This is a genomic window from Streptomyces sp. NPDC025273, assembly GCF_040638585.1.
Lineage (GTDB): Bacteria > Actinomycetota > Actinomycetes > Streptomycetales > Streptomycetaceae > Streptomyces > Streptomyces cinereorectus.
The window spans coordinates 1-18492 of sequence record NZ_JBEZYP010000015.1; the positions used below are offsets into that span (position 1 = coordinate 1).

Below are 18492 nucleotides of genomic sequence, written 5' to 3' on the forward strand. Positions count from 1 at the left end.
CGCTCCCTCAGCCTCGCAACGTCATCGCGTCCAACGACCACGGTCCTCGCAACTCCCACAGATCGCGGGTGTTGCGAGGACCGTTAGAACCCAAGTTGAGGTGACCGGGGCCCTTCGCCGTGTGTTGCGCAGGTCAGTCCGAGAAACCGGACGGGCCTCCGAAGATGTTGTCGTCACCACCGCCGATGGTGGTCAGGGTGACCGTACTGCCCTTGGCCACCGGGCTGTTCGCCCCCGGGGCGCTCTGCATCACCACGGCGTTCGGCTTGTCGGACGAGTTGGCGGCGAGTGCCACCACCAGACCCATGCCTTCCAGCTGGGCCTTTACCTCCTGGAACCGCTTGCCGACGATGTCACCCGGGATCGTCACCTGCTCCGGCTGCGCGGGCCCCTTGGAGACCTTCAGGACGATCTGGGCGTCCTTGGCCTGCTTGCTCGGCCCTGCGGGGGTCTGCCCGACGACCGTGTCCTTCGGCTGCTGCGAGTCGACGTCCTCGCGCTGGATGTTGGTGAATCCGATGCCCCTGAGCTGGGCTTCGGCCTCGGCATACGTGCGGTTGAGCACCGGCAGGTCCAGCAGGGCTTCCTTGGCCACCGTGATCGTGACCTCGGAGTCCTTCTCGGCCTTCGCGCCCGGTTCCGGGTTCTGCTTGGTGACCGTGCCCGCGGTCGCTTCGGACTCGACCGCTTCGACCTTGACCGTGAAGCCCTTCTCCTCCAGGGCCTTCCGGGCGTTGTCCTCCGACTTCTCCAGGACGTCCGGCACCTCGACCTTGGGCGCTCCGGTGGAGACGACGACCGTGATGGTCTCGCCCGCCTTGATCGTGCCGTCCGCCGGACTCTGGCTGCAGATCTTGTCCGCGGCCTGTTCCTCGCAGGGCTCCTTCGAACCCACCTTCAGGACGATGTCGGCGTTGTCCGCCGTCCTCTGTGCCTCCGCGACCGTGGATCCGACCAGGTTCGGTACATCGATCTCCCCGCTGCCACCATCGGTGGAGCCGAAGACCGAACGGCCGATCAGGATCGCGCCGATGAGCACCAGGATGCCCGCGACGACCAGCAGGATCGTCGAGGTGTTGTTCTTCTTCTGGCGTCGGCGGTCCGGCCGGTCGTCGTATCCGTAGCCGCCGTCGTCCGGGTTGACCGGGGGCAGCATGGACGTCTGGGCACCGGCCGGGTCCGTCGGGCGCAGGGCCGTGGTGGGCTGGTCGTTGCCGTAGGCGCCGTAGCCCGCGGCACCCATCGCCGCCGTGGCCGCGACCGGCTGGCCGTCGAGACAGGCCTCGATGTCGGCGCGCATCTCGTCGGCCGACTGGTAGCGGTAGTCGGGGTCCTTGGTCAGCGCCTTCAACACGATCGCGTCCATCTCGGGCGTGATCTCGGGGTCGAAGTTGCTCGGCGGCTGTGGTTCTTCCCGTACGTGCTGGTAGGCGACCGCCACCGGCGAGTCCCCGACGAACGGGGGCCGGACCGCGAGCAGTTCGTAGAGCAGACAGCCGGTGGAGTACAGGTCGGAGCGTGCGTCGACCTGTTCGCCCTTGGCCTGCTCCGGGGAGAGGTACTGGGCGGTGCCGATGACGGCCGCGGTCTGGGTCATCGTCATTCCGGAGTCGCCCATCGCGCGGGCGATGCCGAAGTCCATGACCTTGACCTGGCCGGTGCGCGTCAGCATGACGTTCGCCGGCTTGATGTCGCGGTGGACGATCTGGGCGCGGTGCGAGTACTCCAGCGCCTGGAGGATGCCGACCGTCATCTCGAGGATGCGCTCGGGCAGCAGCCTGCGGCCGGAGTGCAGCAGCTCTCTGAGCGTCGAGCCGTCGACGTACTCCATCACGATGTACGGGATGGAAACGCCGTCGACGTAGTCCTCACCGGTGTCGTAGACGGCGACGATCGCGGGGTGGTTGAGCGAGGCGGCCGACTGGGCCTCACGGCGGAACCGGGCCTGGAAGGACGGGTCGCGGGCGAGATCGGCCCGCAGCGTCTTCACAGCGACGGTGCGGCCGAGCCGGGTGTCGTGCGCGAGGTAGACCTCGGCCATGCCACCACGGCCGAGCACCGAGCCCAGCTCGTACCGGCCGCCGAGGCGACGCGGCTCTTCCATAACTGATCCAGCCCTCTCCGTCAGTCCCGACCGCACCCGTGTGTGGTCCGGCGGTGCGCTGTTCGCGCATACGCTACCGGGCGTGCCCGACGTGATCGCCCCGCACCCGTCAGCTGATATCCGACCGGTATCCCAATGTGCTGGTGTGGACAGAAGTTGTGACGGTTGTCACTTCTTTCCGTCGAGTACCGCCTTCATCACATTCTTGGCAATCGGTGCGGCCAGGCCGCCGCCGGAGATGTCGTCCCGGTTGGCATCGCCGTCCTCGACGACCACGGCGACCGCGACCGGGGAGCCGCTGTCGGTCTTGGCGTACGAGATGAACCAGGCGTACGGCTTCTCGCTGTTGTTGAGGCCGTGCTGTGCGGTTCCGGTCTTGCCACCGACAGTGACGCCGTCGATCTGCGCCTTGGTTCCCGTGCCGTTCTCGACGACGGTCTCCATCATCTGCTGCACCTTCTGGGCGTTCTCACCCGAGAGCGGCCGGCTGAGCTGCTCCTTCTCGTGGGTGTAGATGACGTCCAGGTTCGGGGCCTGCCGCTGGGCGACCATGTACGGCTGCATGAGCTTGCCGTCGTTGGCGATCGCGGCGGCCACCATGGCCATCTGGAGCGGGGTGGCCCGGTTGGACGCCTGGCCGATGCCCGCCATGGCGTTCTGCGGCCGGTTGTCCCTGGGATAGACGCTGGCGTCGGCGCGGACCGGGGTGAAGATCTCCTCGTTGAAGCCGAACTTGCCGGCCTGCTCGATCATCTTCTCGTTGCCGAGGTCGTCGCTGAGCTTGCCGAAGACGGTGTTGCAGGACCAGCGCAGTGCTTCCCGGAGCGAGGCGTCCTTGCACGGGATGCTGCCCTCGTTCTGCAGCAGGTTGGTCGACTGCGGCAGCCGCCAGGGCAGCGGGGAGTCCGTCTTCGCGTCGATGTCGGTGTAGAGGCCGTTCTCCAGCGCTGCGGCGGCCGTGACGACCTTGAACGTCGAGCCGGGCGGGTAGGTCTCCCTCAGGGCCCGGTTCAGCATCGGCTTGTCCTTGTCGTTCAGGAGCTTCTGCCGGGCGTCCGAGTCCTTGAGCGAGTTCCCCGCGAAGACCGAGGGATCGTACGAGGGGGTGCTGGCCAGCGCCAGGACGGCGCCGGTCTGCGGATCGATCGCGGCGACGGCGCCCTTCTTGTCGCCGAGCCCTTCGAAGGCGGCCTTCTGGGCGGCGCCGTCGAGGGTGGTGACGATGTTCCCGCCGGTCTTCTTCTCGCCGGTGAACATCGAGAGCGTCCGGTCGAAGAACAGCTGGTCACTGTTGCCGGTGAGGATGCCGTCCTCGATGTTCTCCAGCTGGGAGGAGTCGAAGGCCTGCGAGGAGTAGCCGGTGACGGGCGCCCACATGGGGCCGTTCTTCCAGACGCGCTTGTACCTGAAGTCGCTGTCCGTGGTCTCGACCGAACCGGTGACGGGCTCGCCGTCGACGATGATGTTGCCGCGCTCGTGCGCGTAGCGCTCGATCTCGACCCGGCGGTTGTGCTCGTTGGAGTTGAGCTCGTCGGCGCGGACGTACTGGAGGTAGTTGGTGCGCACCAGCAGGGCCAGGACCAGGATCCCGCAGAACATCGCGATCCGGCGGAGCGGCTTGTTCACGGTCGGACCACCTGGGTCATCTCGGCGTCCGTGGACGGTGCGGGGGCCGGAGCGGGACGGCGGGCGGTGTCGCTGATCCTGATGAGGATGCCGACGAGTGCCCAGTTGGCGATCACGGACGAGCCGCCCTGCGCGAGGAACGGCATCGTCATACCGGTCAGCGGGATGAGGCCCATGACACCGCCGGCGACGACGAAGACCTGGATGGCGAAGGAGCCGGAGAGGCCGATGGCCAGGAGCTTGCCGAACGGGTCGCGGGCGGCGAGAGCCGTACGGACGCCGCGTTCGACGATCAGGCCGTAGACGAGCAGGACGGCCATCATCCCGGCGAGGCCGAGCTCCTCGCCGACGGTGGCGAGGATGAAGTCGGAGTTGGCGGCGAAGCCGATCAGGTCCGAGTTGCCCTGGCCGAGTCCGGTGCCGAGCGTGCCGCCGGAGCCGAACGCCATCAGGGACTTGGCCATCTGCTCGCTCGCGGCCAGCTTGCCGTACCCGGCGAACGGGTCGAGCCACGCGGTGACACGCTGCTGGACGTGCGGTTCGAAGAGCGCCACACCGACCGCGCCCACGGCGGACATCAGCAGGCCGAAGACGATCCAGCTGGTGCGTTCGGTGGCGACGTACAGCATGACGACGAACATGCCGAAGAACAGCAGGGACGAACCGAGGTCTGTCTCGAAGACCAGGATGAGGATCGAGAACGCCCAGACCATCAGGATCGGACCGAGGTCGCGGCCACGGGGAAGGTAGAGCCCCATGAAACGGCGGCTGGCCAGGGCCAGCGCGTCACGCTTGACCATCAGGTAGCCGGCGAAGAAGACGGTGATGACGATCTTGGCGAACTCACCCGGCTGGATCGTCCCGACACCGGGGAGCCGGATCCAGATCTTCGCACCGTTCACGGCGGGGAAGAACATCGGCAGGATCAGCAGGATCAGCGCCACCACCATGGAGATGTAGGTGTAGCGCTGCAGGATGCGGTGGTCCTTCAGGGCGATCAGCACGCCGACCAGCAGTGCCACGCCGATCGCGGAGAAGATCAGCTGCTTCGAGGCGGCCGGCGCGTACGTCTTGAGCGCCTGCATTCTCTCGGACTGGTCCAGCCGCCAGATGATCGCCAGGCCCAGCCCGTTCAGCAGGGTCGCCAGCGGGAGCAGCAGCGGGTCCGCGTACGGCGCGAACTTCCGCACGGCGAGGTGCGCGACACCGCCGAGCAAGGCGAGGCCGAGCCCGTATCCGAGCATGCCGGCTGGCAGTGCGCCGTTGAGGGCGAGGCCCACGTTGGCGTACGCGAACACCGAGATCAGTACGGCGAAGACGACCAGCGCCAGCTCGGTGTTGCGACGGCTCGGCGCGTCGATCGCGCCGATGGTCGTGGTGTTGGTGACAACGCTCATGGTGCTGAAGGCCCCCTACGGCTTTACTGCTTACCGCACTGCGGGACCAGCTTCTTCTCTTCCTCCGAGAGGCTGGGGCCGGGAGTGGGAGTCGCGGTCGTCTTGGTCCCCTCGGCGGAGGACGTGGCGGAAGTGCTGTCGGCGGTGTCGGGTGTCTTGCTCGGGTCCTTGGCGGCATTGCTGTCCGCTTCGGCCGCGCGGCGCTGGGCGTTCTTCTTGCAGGCGGAGGCCTGCGTCTCGAGCTCGCCGACCTTCTCGCGGGCATCGGTGAGGTTGCCCTCGGCGATGGTCGCCTCGACCTGCTTGCGCTGGTAGGGCGGGAGGTACTTCAGTTCGATCTCGGTGCTCTCTTCGACCTTCGAGAGCGAGACCCAGGCGAGGTCCTGGCTGATGCCGCGGAACAGTGCGACGTTCTCGTCCTTGGCGCCGACGTAGAACTGCGTCTGGGTCCAGCGGTAGCCGCCGTAGACGCCACCACCGATGACGGCCAGGGCGAGAACGATGTAGAACGACCGCTTCAGCCACGTCCGGCCGCCGCGCGGCTTCACGAAGTCGTCGTCGGTGTACGAGCCGAAGGCGTCGTCGGGACCGGAGCCGTAGCCCATCTCGTCGCCGCTGCCGGGCGGGCCGAAGCCTCCGGCGGGCGGCGGGACGGGGCGGCCGAGGCCGGCCGCGCGCCCTGCGGGGGTTTCCATGGCGCCGCCGTCGCTCAGCTGGGCGGCCTGGTTCTCGGCGACGGCGCCGACGATGACCGGGGTGTCGTTGAGCTGCCCGGCCAAGGTGTCGTTGTTGTCGACGTCCAGGACGTCGGCGACGATGCAGGTGATGTTGTCGGGGCCGCCGCCGCGCAGAGCGAGCTGGATGAGCTCCTGGATGGTCTCCTGCGGGCCCTGGTAGCTGGCCAGGGTCTCTTCCATCGTCTGGTGCGAGACGACGCCGGAGAGCCCGTCCGAGCAGATCAGGTAACGGTCACCGGCCCGGACCTCACGGACGGAGAGGTCGGGTTCGACGTGGTCGCCGCTGCCCAGGGCCCGCATCAGCAGGGAGCGCTGGGGGTGGGTGGTGGCCTCTTCCTCGGTGATCCGGCCCTCGTCGACCAGGCGCTGCACCCAGGTGTGGTCCTGGGTGATCTGCGTCAGTACGCCGTCGCGCAGCAGGTACGCACGGGAGTCGCCGACGTGGACGAGTCCGAGGCGCTGCCCGGTCCAGAGCAGGGCGGTGAGCGTCGTGCCCATGCCCTCCAGCTGGGGGTCCTCCTCGACCATGACGCGCAGCTGGTCGTTGGCACGCTGGACCGCCGTACCGAGCGCGGTGAGGATGTCGGAGCCCGGGACGTCGTCGTCGAGCTGGACGAGCGTGGAGATCACCTCGGAGCTGGCGACCTCTCCCGCCGCCTGGCCGCCCATGCCGTCGGCGATGGCGAGAAGGCGGGGACCGGCGTAGCCGGAGTCCTCGTTGCCCTCCCGGATCATGCCCTTGTGGGATCCGGCGGCGAAGCGCAGGGACAAGCTCATGCGCACCTCGCCCGTCGGCTCGGGGTACAGCCGGTCTCGAGCCACACTGCCCACCCTCCGGTCGGGAGCCGGGGCGGTTCCTTCGTCAGGACCGCCGCGGCTCGCTCGCTCCGCTCGCTCATTGTCGTACTACTTCCGCAGCTCGATGACGGTCTTGCCGATGCGGATCGGCGCGCCCAGCGGAACAGGTGTCGGGGTGGTGAGCCGGGTCCGGTCGAGATAGGTGCCGTTGGTGGACCCGAGATCCTCGACGATCCACTGGCCGTCACGGTCCGGGTAGATCCTGGCATGCCTGCTGGACGCGTAGTCGTCGTCCAGCACGATCGTTGAGTCGTGCGCCCGGCCCAGGGTGATGGTCTGGCCCTGGAGAGCGACGGTGGTGCCGGTGAGCGTGCCTTCGGAGACGACCAGCTTCGTGGGCGCCCCGCGGCGCTGGCGCCCGGACTGCTGGCGCTGCTGAGGCGGCGCTGCCTGCTGTTGGCGAGCCTGTTGAGGGCGCGTGTCGTTGGCAGTACGGCGTGAGCCGCGCTGCGTGACGCGCGTTCCGAACAGGTCGCTGCGAATGACCTGGACGGCCACGATTACGAATAGCCACAGAACAGCTAGGAAACCTAGCCGCATGACCGTCAGGGTCAGCTCTGACATTGCCCCCGCTTCACCCTTCGGCTTGCCGGTAAACGATGGTGGTGCTGCCCACGACGATCCGCGAGCCGTCGCGGAGCGTAGCGCGGGTGGTGTGCTGCCCGTCCACCACGATGCCGTTGGTGGACCCGAGATCCTGGATCGTCGAGGGCGTTCCGGTCCGGATCTCACAGTGCCGGCGCGATACGCCGGGGTCGTCGATCCGCACGTCGGCGTCGGTGCTTCGTCCCATCACCAACGTCGGGCGGGAGATCTGATGGCGGTTGCCGTTGATCTCGACCCAGCGCCGCACCTGCGCGTCCGGCGCGGGGCCGGACGCCGCCGGGGGGCGCCAGTCGGCCACCGGGCCTCCTGACCGCCCTGCGCCCGGCGGCGGGGCCGCGGGCATGGGCGGAGGAGAGGCAGGCGGGTAGCCGTAACCGCCTGGCCCCTGCGGGGCGGGGCCGCTCTGCTGGCCCTGCTGTGACGAACTCGATGCCAGGGTCCGGCTGCGTACGCGGTAGAGCCCCGTGTCGAGGTCGTCCGCCTTCTCCAGATGGACCTTGATCGGTCCCATGAAGGTGTACCGCTGCTGCTTGGCGTAGTCCCGGACGAGGCTCGACAGCTCGTCGCCGAGCTGACCCGAGTACGGACTGAGGCGTTCGTAGTCGGGGGTGCTGAGCTCGACGATGAAGTCGTTGGGTACGACGGTCCGCTCGCGGTTCCAGATCGTCGCGTTGTTGTCGCACTCGCGCTGGAGGGCTCCCGCGATCTCGACCGGCTGCACCTCGGACTTGAAGACCTTGGCGAAGGTGCCATTGACCAGACCTTCGAGACGCTGCTCGAAACGCTTCATGACTCCCATGGGGCACCTCCTCCGGTGTCGTCATCCCTGCACTGCTTACTGATCGTATCCACGCGTCGGGAAATCGGCTGGTTCCCCTTGTCTGCACAGTGGACGAGTGTCACCTCTCACACGGATCGTAGAGGTGCCTTCCTGACAGTGTCCCGCACTCGGGGTGCACTCAGGAGGAGCGGGGGCAGGCTTCCCGCGTTCCCGGTTCCCCTCGTGGGTCCGGCGAAACAACGGATGTGAATCCACCCTGTCCAGCGTGCTAATCTTCCGGATGTCGCCAGGCGCTCGCACCACACGGTGAGAGAGTCTGAAAACACCACTCATGCGCGAGTGGCGGAACGGCAGACGCGCTGGCTTCAGGTGCCAGTGTCCTTAGGGACGTGGGGGTTCAAATCCCCCCTCGCGCACAACGGGTAGTTGCTTGCAGCTGCCGGGTTGGTTCGACAGAACCCCCGCCCCGGAGAGATCCGGGGCGGGGGTTCTTCGTTATCCATGGACTCCTTGTCCCATGTGTGCACCCTTTCGCTGGCGGACTTGCCCGTCCGGCCGGTGGATGCGGCCCGGACGTCGGCCTGCTTGGCCCGTCCGTCCCGTGGCCGTAGGTCGTGCGTCGGTCAGGCACGGCCTGCCTGTGGGTGTCCGCACGGCCGCCTCCGGCCTGGGGCCGCTGTTTCACGTGAAACGTCGGGTCCGTGCCGTATCGAGTGGTTCGAGAGATCGGGAGCAGGCCCGCATGTCGGTCTGCCCTGCTGCTGGCTCGGGAGTATCCGGGCCTTCAGCCGGCGAGGCGCACCGCGAGGTGCTTGGCCTTCTCCTCGGCGTCGGTGAAGGCCTTCGCGCGGGAGGCGTCCGCGAGCGGAATGAGCTCGGCCATCTCGGGCTTGGAGCGGGCCAGCGTCAACTCCGGCACGATGAAATCGACTTCGGCGCCCAGCATGCCCGTCAGCACCTTGTCCAAGTAGGTCTGGACGAATTCGAAGTCCTCGCGCGGGGTGCCGGGCGCGTATGAGCCGCCGCGGCTGGCCACGACGGTCACGGGAGTGCCTGCGAGGGGGCTGTCGGGGCCGGTGTTGTGGCCGACGATGATCACCTGATCCAGCCAGGCCTTCAGGGTGGACGCGATCGAGAAGTTGTACATCGGCGCGCCGATCAGCACGGCGTCGGCCGAGGCCAGTTCGGCGGCCAGCTCGCCGCGCAGCGCGTCTTCGGCGCCGGCGGCAACGGCCGAGGCGTCCAGGTGGGGCAGCGGCTCGGCGGCGAGGTCGCGGTACACGACCCGGCCGTCAGGGTGCTGCTCGCGCCAGGCCGCGACGAACGCGGCGGTCACGTCGCGAGACGCGGAGCCCTGGGGAAATACGGCGGAGTCGAGATGCAGGAGCGTGACCATGGGGGATCTCCACAGAATCGATGGGCGGCCCGGGCGCGGCGGGTTCACGACGCACCCGAGCCGGGCGATGCGCTTGGGTTTCGTATGTAGCTATTGATAACACAGTCACTTACTTTTTATTAGCCCCTCACGGGGACGCAGTACTCTGGGTGACATGGCGGATCACAGCGAGCAGGCCTGTCGGCGCGTGGATGTGGGTATCAGCCGCGTCTTCGAGCTGTTCGGGAAGCGCTGGACGGGCCCGATCGTCTCGGTGCTGATGCAGCAGCCGGTGCACTTCGCGGATCTGAGGCGGGCTGTTCCGGGGATCAGTGAGCGCATGCTGTCGGACCGGCTCTCCGAGCTGGGGGCGGCGGGGCTCGTGGTGCGCGAAGTCGACGAAGGGCCCCCGCTGCGCGTTTCGTACCGCCTCACGGAGGCCGGTGCCGCCATGGGTCCGGCGCTCAAGGAGCTGGGGCGGTGGGCGGACGCGTATCTGCCGGAGTCCGGGGGCTGCTGACCGGCCGCCGGGTGGCCCGGCGGCGGTGCGGATGATCCTCTAGCGCGGGTCGGTCGAGTTGTAACGCAGCAGGTACTGCGCGAAGCGGGCGAGGTCGTCCGCCGTCCACTCGCCGAGGCGTTCCCGGTAGGCGGCGCGACGGCTGGCCTGGGTCGATGCCAGTGCCTGGGTGCCTGCGGGCGTGGGGTGCAGTACCTGGATGCGATGGTCGTCCGGGTCGGGGTGGCGTTCGACCAGACCCAGCTTCTCCAGGGCTGCGACCTGTCGGCTGACGGTCGACTTGTCCAGCATGTAGTGCGCGGCCAGATCGGTGGCGCGGCACCCCTGTCGGTAGTCGATGTGGGCGAGCAGCGTGTACGAGACCAGGGGCAGATCCGGGTGGAGTCGTGCCGCCGCTGCGCGCGCACGGCGGGCGAAGGCGGTCAGTTCGCGCTGGATGACATCCAGCGACTCTTCGCGTTCCCGGGGGGCGCCTGCCACGGAATCACCTTTCCCAAAATTTTAGTTGTATAATGCATCGGATATTGAGTTGTAAAAGCCACCCATTGAGGTCGGCCGAATGTCCGCAGTCCCGAACGGGGCGTCCGGCACCACTGCCGGTGCGCTGCGTCATGTGCTCAGTCATCTCGTTACGCCGCTGCTGATGTGCGTCGGCATGGGGCTCGCCTGGGTGCCTCTCACGCCCCGGAGCCGCACGACCTGAAGGTGGACGTCGTCGGCTCGGGGGCGAGCGCCCACGTGCTCGCACAGACCTTGCAGGACAGGGGCGACGGTGCATTGAGTGTGCGTACGGTAGCCGACCGCGACACTGCGGTGAACCATCTCCGGACGCAGCAGAGTTACGGCGCCTACCTGCCGGGCAGGACTCCCGGGCTGCTGGTGGCCACGGCCTCGTCGGACACCGGTGTCACGGTGGTCCAGAGGGTCTTCACCGAGGTTGCCGCCGGTCAGGGAGCACCCCTGATGGTGACGGACGTGGCGCCCACGGCGGACGGCGATCCCCGGCCAAGGGCTCTTCTTCCTGCTGGTGGCCGTGAGCATCGGGTCGGACGCGTCGTACGCGTCGTTCGCGGTGACCGGTGGTGCGGGCGCGCTGCTGGCGATGCGGTCCAGGGCCGCTCCGGCTCTCGGTGCCTCGCTCGTGGTCGGGGTGCGATCGGCGTGGTGTTCGCGGGGCCGCTGTTCGGCCTCGTGGACCACGGGCTCGGCGGGCTCTGAGTGATGGTGTGGCTCTGTTCGGCGGGAATCCTGCTGATCGGGGTCCGGGCTGCACACCTTGCTCAAGCGGTGGACCACGCTCGGTGTGATGGTGCTCTTCGTCATGCTCAACTTCACGAGCTCCGGCGGGGTCCTGCGGCCCGAGCTCCAGCCCGGGTTCTTCGGAGCCCTGCACGCCTCCGGAACGGTGCGGGCTTCCTCGAAGGGGTCCGCAGCCACGTGTACTTCGGGGACCACGGACTGGGCGGCCATGTGCTGGTTCTGGCGCTCTGGTTCGTGGCAGGGCCGGCTGCCGTGGGTGTGGACCGGGGCGAGGGGGCGCCGCGTGGCTGCCGAGCGCGGCCGGGCGGCAGCCGTCCCGCCGGCGGAGGCCGGGCCGTATCGGAGGGGGACCCCTGCTTCGGCGAGGACGGGTGCCGCTCCCGGGGCCGCCGGTGCCGACGAGGAGATGGGCGAGGCGGTCGGGGTGACGCTCTGCCGCGCTGTTCCTACCGGTCCGTATGAGGCGCTCGGGAAGTTGTCCCCAGGTCGCTTCCGGGGTTGTCCACAGGGGCAGACGGCTCCGGCGGGACAGCTGTACCGTCATCCGCGGTTGATGTCGGACACAGCGGGCTGAACGAGGCGGGGGAGGCGGCGCTCCATGAGCGAAGTCGATGCGACGGTGCCGGTGCGGCAGGCGGCAGCGGGAGACCCGCGCATTCCGGTCGTTCCCGGGTTCGCGCAGCGGGCGGGACGGGGTCCGGCGCCGGCGGCGGCCGGGGTGGGATCTCCGAAGACGGCAGGCAGGGCGCTGAGGCTCAAGGTGCCGCGGTCCTCACACAGTTCGCTGGTCCTGCCCTCCGGCCGGCCCGATGCTGTGCGGGCGGTCGAGGAGTCCAACGCCGGCCGGGTGCCCGGGCTGACACCGATACGGGTGGGGCGGATGGCGGCGACCCCGTTCGCCTTTCTTCGCGGGGCGGCCGGGCTGATGGCCCATGACCTGGTGGGCACGCCGGTCACCGGCGTGGGCGCGCAGCTCTGCGGTGACGCGCACGCGGCCAACTTCGGTCTCTACGGCGATGCCCGCGGAAACCTGGTCATCGATCTGAACGACTTCGACGAAACCGTCTTCGGCCCGTGGGAGTGGGACCTCAAACGGCTTGCGACCTCACTCGTGCTCGCGGGCCGCCTGGCCGGTGCGGACGAGGAAACCTGCCGGCAGGGCGCGTACGACACGGTGGGCGCGTACCGCCGCACGATGCGTCTGCTGGCCGGACTGCCCGCGCTGGACGCCTGGAACGCCATCGCGGACGAGGAGCTCGTCTCGCACACGGATGCGCGGGACCTGCTGGGGACGCTGGAACGGGTCTCGGCGAAGGCCCGCAACAACACGAGTGCGCGGTTCGCCGCCAGGTCCACGGAGGAGACCGAGGAAGGTGGGCGCCGTTTCGTCGACGCACCGCCCGTGCTCCGCCGGGTGCCGGACGCGGAGGCCGCGGCCGTCGCGGCGGGTCTCGAGGGTTACCTGGGGACGATTTCCGAGGACCGGGTGCCGCTGCTGGCCCGGTACGCCATCCACGACGTGGCGTTCCGGGTGGTGGGAACGGGCAGCGTGGGGACCCGGTCGTACGTGGTGCTGCTGCTCGACCACCGTGGTGAGCCGCTGGTCCTGCAGGTGAAGGAGGCCCGCCCCTCGGCGCTCTCGCCCTATCTCCCGCAGGTCGGCTTCGACGTACCGGTGGTGGTGCACGAGGGGCGCCGGGTGGTGCTCGGACAGAAGCGGATGCAGGTCGTCAGCGACATCCTGCTCGGCTGGGCGGAGGTCGACGGCCGGCCGTTCCAGGTGCGCCAGTTCAGGAACCGCAAGGGCAGCGTGGACCCCGCCGCTCTCGCGGCGGATCAGGTGGACGACTACGGGCGGATGACCGGTGCTCTGCTGGCCCGGGCACACGCGCACAGCGCCGATCCCCGGCTGCTCGCCGGCTACTGCGGGAAGAACGCAGAGCTGGACGAAGCGGTGGCCGATTTCGCGGTGACGTACGCGGACCGGACCGAGGCGGACCACGCCGAGCTCGTACGGGCCGTCCGGGCCGGGCGTATAGACGCCGAGCTCGGCGTCTGACGGGCGTCGCGGCCACCGCGCGTCCTTCCGGTGCGGGCGGTGGCCATACGCTGGACGAGTGACCGACGAAGCCGCCGGGGTGCCGACCACCCGGAACGACGAAGACCGGCAGGACCAGAACCGGCAGGACGAGCTGCGGCACGCGCAGGAGGTGTCGCGGGGCGACCTGCGGAGCCATCCGAACGATGCGCCACAGGCCGATTCCCTCACCGGCGACGCGGCCGGCGAGGCAGCCGCTGGCGGGACTGCCGGTGCGGCGGGCGGATCGGCGGGTGAAGCCGGTGTGCCCCGGCCCGAGGAGCGGCTGGCGCGGGCCGTCCGGGTGGCCGAGCAGGCGTTGATCGAGTTCGAGATCGCGGTGGAGACGTTCCGGGTCGAGGTCGAGAACTTCTCCCGGCTCCACCATCAGAAGCTCGGCCCGATGTACGCACGCCTGGACGAGCTCGACGCGCAGATCGCGGAGGCCCGGGCCGCGAGGACCGGCGATCCGGAGGATCTGCGCAAGGCGCAGGAAGCCCGGGCGATCGTCATGCCGATGCCTGGGGTCGAAGAGCTCTTCCATGACTGGATGGACTCCGACGGACTGTCGCCCGAGGCCGCGGCCATGCTCACGGAGCAGCCGGTCCGGCCCCCGAAGCGGGTCAGGCCGAGTGAGGAGGCGCGCAAGCTCTACCGGGAGCTGGCCCGCAAGGCTCACCCCGACCTGGCGCCGGACGAGAAGGAGCGGACACGGCGGGACGAGTTCATCGCCCGTGTCAACGCGGCCTACGGACGCGGTGACGTGGCGTTGCTGACGGAGCTGGCGGGGGAGTGGGAAGCAGGGCCCGTGGCACCGGAGCTGCAGCTGAGCGAGAGCGAGGAGCTCTACGCCAGGCTGGAGTGGCTCAGCCGCCGCAAGGAACTGCTCACGGTTCTCGCCCGTGAGCTGGAGGAGAGCGCGATCGGCTCGATGCTCCGGATGGCGCCCGACGACCCCGACGGGCTGCTGGACGACATCGGCGAGAAGCTGCTGGCCGAGGTCTCCCAGCGGGAGGACGAGTTGGCGGGCCTGGTGCAGTAGCGTTTCCGGTGACTGTGGCGCGTACCTACGAGAGAAGGCATGACCCATGAATTTCGCTCCGCTGCCCTCGGTGGATGTCGCGGCAGTGCCGTCGGACGGCTTCGTGCTGGACGTGCGTGAGGCCGACGAGTGGGCGGCCGGGCATGTCGAGGGTGCTCTGCACATTCCCATGAGCGACTTCGTGGGCCGCTTCGGCGAGCTGACCGAGGCGGCTGACGACGGTCGGCGCGTCCATGTGATGTGCCGGGTCGGCGGCCGGTCCGCTCAGGTCACCCAGTACCTGGTGCAGCAGGGCATCGACGCCGTGAACATCGACGGCGGGATGCTCGCCTGGGATGGTGCCGGGCGCCCGATGGTCGCGGACGACGGGACGTCGGCCTTCGTTCTCTGACGCGCCTGCGGACGAGGGCCGGGGGACCCGGTCCGGCCGCGGTGCGCCCGCACCGAGCCGGTGCGGGCGGCGAATCGGGCCGGACCTTCCAGCGGTCGAATCAGCGGTCGAAGTCGAGCTCCACGTCCGGGGTCACCGGGTGCGACTGGCAGGCGAGCACGAAGCCTGCCCCGGTCTCCTCCGGTTCCAGAGCGAAATTGCGGTCCATCCGCACCTCGCCCGAGACCAGGAAGGCCCGGCAGGTCCCGCACACTCCTCCCTTGCAGGCGTAGGGGGCGTCCGAGCGGCTCCTCAGCACCGTCTCCAGCAGCGATTCGCCCTCCTGGACCGGCCAGCTGCCCGAGCGGCCGTCGAGCGTCGCCGTGAGCGTGCTCTCCGCCGGTGCGTCGGCCCGGGCCGGCGTGGGCAGATCCGCTCCCTCGTCGGCGACATGGAAGATCTCCTGGTGGACGCGGGACCGTTCGACCCCCAGCGCCCGCAGCGCACCCTCCGCGCCCTTGACCAGTCCGAACGGTCCGCACAGGAACCAGCCGTCGACATCGGCGACCGGCAGGAGCGCGGGCAGCAGCCCGATGAGCCGCTCGCGGTCCAGGCGGCCGGACGGAAGCCCGGCGGCCTGTTCCTCCCGGGACAGTGCGGTCACCAGGTGGAAGCGGTCCGGGTAGCGGTCCTTGAGGTCGGCCACCTCGTCGAGAAACATGGTCGAGGCCACGGTCCGGTCACTGCGGATCAGGCAGAAGCGCGCCCCGGGCTCCCGCGCCAGCAGCGTCGCCGCGATCGACAGCACCGGCGTGATGCCGCTGCCCCCGACGACCGCCGCGAAATGGCCGGGGCGCGGGTCGAGGACGAAGCGGCCCATGGGGGCCATCGCCTCCACCCGGTCGCCGACCGCGAGCTCCTTGAGGGCGTACGTGGAGAAGGCGCCGCCGTCCACCAGACGGATGCCCACACGCAGCACCGGACCGCCCGGCTCCTCGGTGGCGGGTGCGCAGATCGAGTACGAGCGGCGGATCTCCTCACCGTCGACGCTGTAGCGCACATTCAGGTGCTGGCCGGGCTTGTGCCGGAAGGTCTCGCGCAGCTCGGGCGGTACGGCGAAGGTGACGGCCACCGCATCGTCCGTGATCCGTTCGATGGCGCTGACCCGGAGCGGATGGAACATCTACAACTCCTTGAAGTGGTCGAACGGTTCGCGGCAGTCCACGCAACGGCGCAGCGCCTTGCACGCGGTGGAGGAGAACCGGCTCAGCAGCTCCGTCTCGGTGGAACCGCAGTGCGGGCAGCGCACCGAGAGGGTCAGCGGCACCGGGCCGCCGGGCCCGCCGCTGTGCCGCGGCGGTGCTATGCCGAACTCCGCCAGCTTGCGCCGTCCTTCGTCGGTGATGTCGTCCGTCGACCAGGCAGGGGCGAGCACGGTGACCACGGAGACCTCGGCCACGCCGTGCTCGTGCAGTACTCGCTCGATGTCGGCGGACATGGCCTCGATCGCCGGGCAGCCGGTGTACGTCGGAGTGAGCTGCACGGTGACCTTGTCCGGGCCGTGCATCCGCACACCGCGGAGTACGCCGAGCTCGTCCAGGGTGAGGACGGGGAGCTCCGGGTCGGGCACGGAGCCTGCCAGCCGGTGGAGCTCCGCCTCCAGCAGGGTCTCGGTCACCATGACGCCCCCGGGTGGCTGCGGTGCAGATGCTGCATCTCGGCCAGCATCCGGCCGAACGGCTCGGTGTGCAGCCCCTGCCGGCCCGCCCCCGCCGTCCAGGCCCCGGACTGCGGTCCTGAGGGAAGCGTCAGGGTGGCCCGCTCGACGACGGAGGTGACGGCGGGCAGCCAGGCACCGTGCAGCGACTGCCAGTCGACGTCCACGCCCTCGACGGGTTCGAACAGCTCGCCGGTGAACCGCCACAGCCCGTCCAGGCCGCGTTGCATCCGCTCATGGCTCTCCGCGGTGCCGTCGCCGAGCCGCAGGACCCACTGCTCTGCGTGGTCGCGGTGGTAGGCGACCTCCTTGACGGCCTTGGCCGCGAGGTCCGCGAACTCACCCTCGCCGGCGGCGAGCCGCTCGTACAGCAGATGCTGATAGACGGAGAAGTAGAGCTGGCGGGCGATGGTGTGGGCGAAGTCGCCGTTCGGCTGCTCCACCAGCTGAAGGTTGCGGAAGGAGCGCTCTTCGCGGAGGAAGGCCAGCTCGTCCTCGTCCCCGACGAACGAGAGCAGCATCCTGGCCTGTCCCAGCAGGTCCAGGGCGATGTTGGCGAGGGCCACCTCCTCTTCGAGGACGGGGGCGTGACCCGCCCACTCCCCCAGCCGGTGCGACAGCACCAGCGCGTCGTCGCCGAGGGCGAGGGCCGCGGTCACAGGTGCTTCACCCCTTCGGGGATCTCGTAGAACGTGGGGTGGCGGTAGGGCTTGTCCCCGGCGGGCTCGAAGAACGAATCCTTCTCGTCCGGCGAGGAGGCGGTGATCTCGGTGGACGGGACCACCCAGACGGAGACGCCCTCGGAACGGCGCGTGTAGAGATCGCGTGCGTTGCGCAGGGCCATCTCGGCATCCGGCGCGTGCAGGCTGCCTGCGTGGGTGTGGGACAGTCCGCGCCGTGAGCGCACGAACACCTCCCACAGAGGCCAGTCGGTCGAGCTGCTCATGCGGTCGCCTCCACGGGCTGTGCGGTCGCTCCGGACGTACCGGTCTGTGCTGTGTGCTTCTCTGCGTAGGCCGCCGCCGCGTCGCGCACCCATGCGCCCTCTTCGTGGGCCGCGCGCCGCTGAGCGAGCCGCTGTTCGTTGCACGGGCCGTTGCCCTTGAGGACCTCCTGGAACTCCGTCCAGTCGATCGCCCCGTAGTCGTGCTGTCCGAGCTCCTCGTTCCACCTGATGTTGGGGTCCGGGAGGGTGAGGCCCAGCGCCTGAGCCTGCGGTACGCAGATGTCGACGAAGCGTCGGCGGAGCTCGTCGTTGGAGTGCCGCTTGATCTTCCAGGCCATGGACTGCGCCGAGTGCGCCGAAGCGTCGTCGGGCGGGCCGAACATCATCAGGGACGGCCACCACCAGCGGTTGACCGCGTCCTGCGCCATCTCGTGCTGCGTGGCGGTCCCCCGGCTGAGGGCGAGCAGCAGCTCGTACCCCTGGCGCTGATGGAAGGACTCCTCCTTGCAGATCCGGACCATCGCCCGGGCGTACGGGCCGTACGAGCAGCGGCAGAGGGGCACCTGGTTGGTGATCGCGGCGCCGTCCACCAGCCAGCCGATCGCACCGACGTCCGCCCAGGTCAGCGTCGGGTAATTGAAGATGGACGAATAGCGCTGCCTGCCCGCGTGCAGCTTGTCGAGGAGCTCCTCGCGGCTGGTGCCCAGCGTCTCGGCGGCGCTGTACAGGTACAGCCCGTGTCCCGCCTCGTCCTGCACCTTCGCCATCAGGATGGCCTTGCGGCGCAGCGAAGGCGCCCGCGTGATCCAGTTGGCCTCGGGCTGCATGCCGATGATCTCTGAGTGGGCGTGCTGGGCCATCTGACGGACCAGCGAGGCCCGGTAGGCGTCGGGCATCCAGTCCCGCGGCTCGATCCGGTCGTCGGCGGCCACTGCGGCGTCGAACGCCGCTGTGCGGGCCTCGGCTGCCGCGTCGTCCACCGTGCCTGCTGTCCCCTGCGTCTTCTGGTCCGCAGTCACTGCCGCCATCCCGCGCTCCCTACCGACCGATCGTTCGGTTCCTTGACTTCAATGGTG

At 69.3% G+C, this 18492-nt stretch carries 17 protein-coding genes, 1 tRNA gene and 1 pseudogene; 6 read left to right on the forward strand and 13 right to left on the reverse strand.

The features are described from left to right. Positions 1 to 133: 133 nt before the first annotated feature. The 6 genes from pknB to AB0F38_RS23175 form a co-directional block, all read right to left on the reverse strand. Positions 134 to 2104 (reverse strand): Stk1 family PASTA domain-containing Ser/Thr kinase, encoded by a 1971-nt coding sequence (pknB, locus tag AB0F38_RS23150; protein WP_361896504.1) that lies wholly within the window; start codon positions 2102 to 2104, stop codon positions 134 to 136. A 168-nt stretch (positions 2105 to 2272) separates the two neighbouring features. After that, entirely contained in the window at positions 2273 to 3730 is a 1458-nt protein-coding gene (locus AB0F38_RS23155; RefSeq protein ID WP_361896507.1) for a penicillin-binding transpeptidase domain-containing protein, read from the reverse strand. Then, positions 3727 to 5127, reverse strand: coding sequence for an FtsW/RodA/SpoVE family cell cycle protein (locus tag AB0F38_RS23160; RefSeq protein WP_361896510.1), 1401 nt, complete (start codon positions 5125 to 5127; stop codon positions 3727 to 3729). Before AB0F38_RS23160 ends, AB0F38_RS23155 begins: the two co-directional genes overlap by 4 nt. A gap of 23 nt (positions 5128 to 5150) precedes the next feature. Continuing rightward, on the reverse strand, positions 5151 to 6641 hold the full coding sequence (locus tag AB0F38_RS23165) for a Stp1/IreP family PP2C-type Ser/Thr phosphatase (protein ID WP_361896513.1): 1491 nt from the start codon (positions 6639 to 6641) through the stop codon (positions 5151 to 5153). 129 nt (positions 6642 to 6770) lie between these two features. Next, complete coding sequence (locus tag AB0F38_RS23170; protein WP_028441640.1) at positions 6771 to 7286, reverse strand: FHA domain-containing protein; 516 nt, start codon at positions 7284 to 7286, stop codon at positions 6771 to 6773. Between the two features lie 10 nt (positions 7287 to 7296). Next, positions 7297 to 8127 carry a DUF3662 and FHA domain-containing protein gene (locus tag AB0F38_RS23175; RefSeq protein ID WP_361896517.1) on the reverse strand — a complete coding sequence of 277 codons (831 nt, stop codon included), beginning with the start codon at positions 8125 to 8127 and terminating at the stop codon, positions 7297 to 7299. Positions 8128 to 8442: 315 nt separating this feature from the next. Here AB0F38_RS23175 and AB0F38_RS23180 point away from each other — a divergent pair. Next, positions 8443 to 8525: transfer RNA gene (locus AB0F38_RS23180), tRNA-Leu, on the forward strand. A 368-nt stretch (positions 8526 to 8893) separates the two neighbouring features. Here the strand turns inward: AB0F38_RS23180 and AB0F38_RS23185 are convergent. Continuing rightward, positions 8894 to 9505 (reverse strand): NAD(P)H-dependent oxidoreductase, encoded by a 612-nt coding sequence (locus AB0F38_RS23185; RefSeq protein WP_361896520.1) that lies wholly within the window; start codon positions 9503 to 9505, stop codon positions 8894 to 8896. A gap of 154 nt (positions 9506 to 9659) precedes the next feature. Between AB0F38_RS23185 and AB0F38_RS23190 the strand changes: the two genes are divergently transcribed. Next, positions 9660 to 10004, forward strand: a complete 345-nt coding sequence (locus tag AB0F38_RS23190; protein ID WP_361896523.1) for a helix-turn-helix domain-containing protein — start codon at positions 9660 to 9662, stop codon at positions 10002 to 10004. Positions 10005 to 10043: 39 nt separating this feature from the next. Here the strand turns inward: AB0F38_RS23190 and AB0F38_RS23195 are convergent, their stop codons facing one another. Further along, a complete protein-coding gene (locus tag AB0F38_RS23195) occupies positions 10044 to 10484 on the reverse strand; it encodes a MarR family winged helix-turn-helix transcriptional regulator (RefSeq protein ID WP_361896525.1) in 441 nt (146 codons plus the stop codon). A gap of 79 nt (positions 10485 to 10563) precedes the next feature. On the opposite strand from AB0F38_RS23195, the pseudogene AB0F38_RS23200 reads away from it, so the two are divergent. From AB0F38_RS23200 to AB0F38_RS23215, 4 genes and pseudogenes are all read left to right on the forward strand, one after another. Then, a pseudogene (locus AB0F38_RS23200) lies at positions 10564 to 11507 on the forward strand (hypothetical protein); the annotation flags it as partial. Positions 11508 to 11862: 355 nt separating this feature from the next. Beyond that, positions 11863 to 13323: a DUF2252 domain-containing protein gene (locus AB0F38_RS23205; protein ID WP_361896528.1), complete on the forward strand. Its 1461-nt coding sequence runs from the start codon at positions 11863 to 11865 to the stop codon at positions 13321 to 13323. Positions 13324 to 13381: 58 nt separating this feature from the next. Next, the gene (locus AB0F38_RS23210) at positions 13382 to 14383 is read left to right on the forward strand and encodes a J domain-containing protein (RefSeq protein WP_361896531.1); all 1002 of its coding nucleotides are present in this window, start codon (positions 13382 to 13384) and stop codon (positions 14381 to 14383) included. A 46-nt stretch (positions 14384 to 14429) separates the two neighbouring features. After that, entirely contained in the window at positions 14430 to 14774 is a 345-nt protein-coding gene (locus tag AB0F38_RS23215; RefSeq protein ID WP_361896534.1) for a rhodanese-like domain-containing protein, read from the forward strand. A gap of 100 nt (positions 14775 to 14874) precedes the next feature. Here the strand turns inward: AB0F38_RS23215 and AB0F38_RS23220 are convergent, their stop codons facing one another. From AB0F38_RS23220 to paaA, 5 genes are read right to left on the reverse strand one after another with little or no spacing between them, the layout of a single operon-like run. After that, positions 14875 to 15936: a 2Fe-2S iron-sulfur cluster-binding protein gene (locus tag AB0F38_RS23220; protein ID WP_361896537.1), complete on the reverse strand. Its 1062-nt coding sequence runs from the start codon at positions 15934 to 15936 to the stop codon at positions 14875 to 14877. Beyond that, on the reverse strand, positions 15937 to 16434 hold the full coding sequence (gene paaD / locus AB0F38_RS23225) for a 1,2-phenylacetyl-CoA epoxidase subunit PaaD (RefSeq protein WP_361896540.1): 498 nt from the start codon (positions 16432 to 16434) through the stop codon (positions 15937 to 15939). It lies immediately after the preceding gene. Continuing rightward, entirely contained in the window at positions 16428 to 17129 is a 702-nt protein-coding gene (gene paaC / locus AB0F38_RS23230; protein ID WP_361896543.1) for a 1,2-phenylacetyl-CoA epoxidase subunit PaaC, read from the reverse strand. Before paaC ends, paaD begins: the two co-directional genes overlap by 7 nt. Then, positions 17126 to 17416, reverse strand: a complete 291-nt coding sequence (gene paaB / locus AB0F38_RS23235; protein ID WP_361896546.1) for a 1,2-phenylacetyl-CoA epoxidase subunit PaaB — start codon at positions 17414 to 17416, stop codon at positions 17126 to 17128. The genes paaC and paaB overlap by 4 nt, the downstream gene beginning before the upstream one ends. Then, positions 17413 to 18444, reverse strand: coding sequence for a 1,2-phenylacetyl-CoA epoxidase subunit PaaA (gene paaA, locus AB0F38_RS23240; RefSeq protein ID WP_361896549.1), 1032 nt, complete (start codon positions 18442 to 18444; stop codon positions 17413 to 17415). Before paaA ends, paaB begins: the two co-directional genes overlap by 4 nt. Positions 18445 to 18492: the final 48 nt, after the last annotated feature.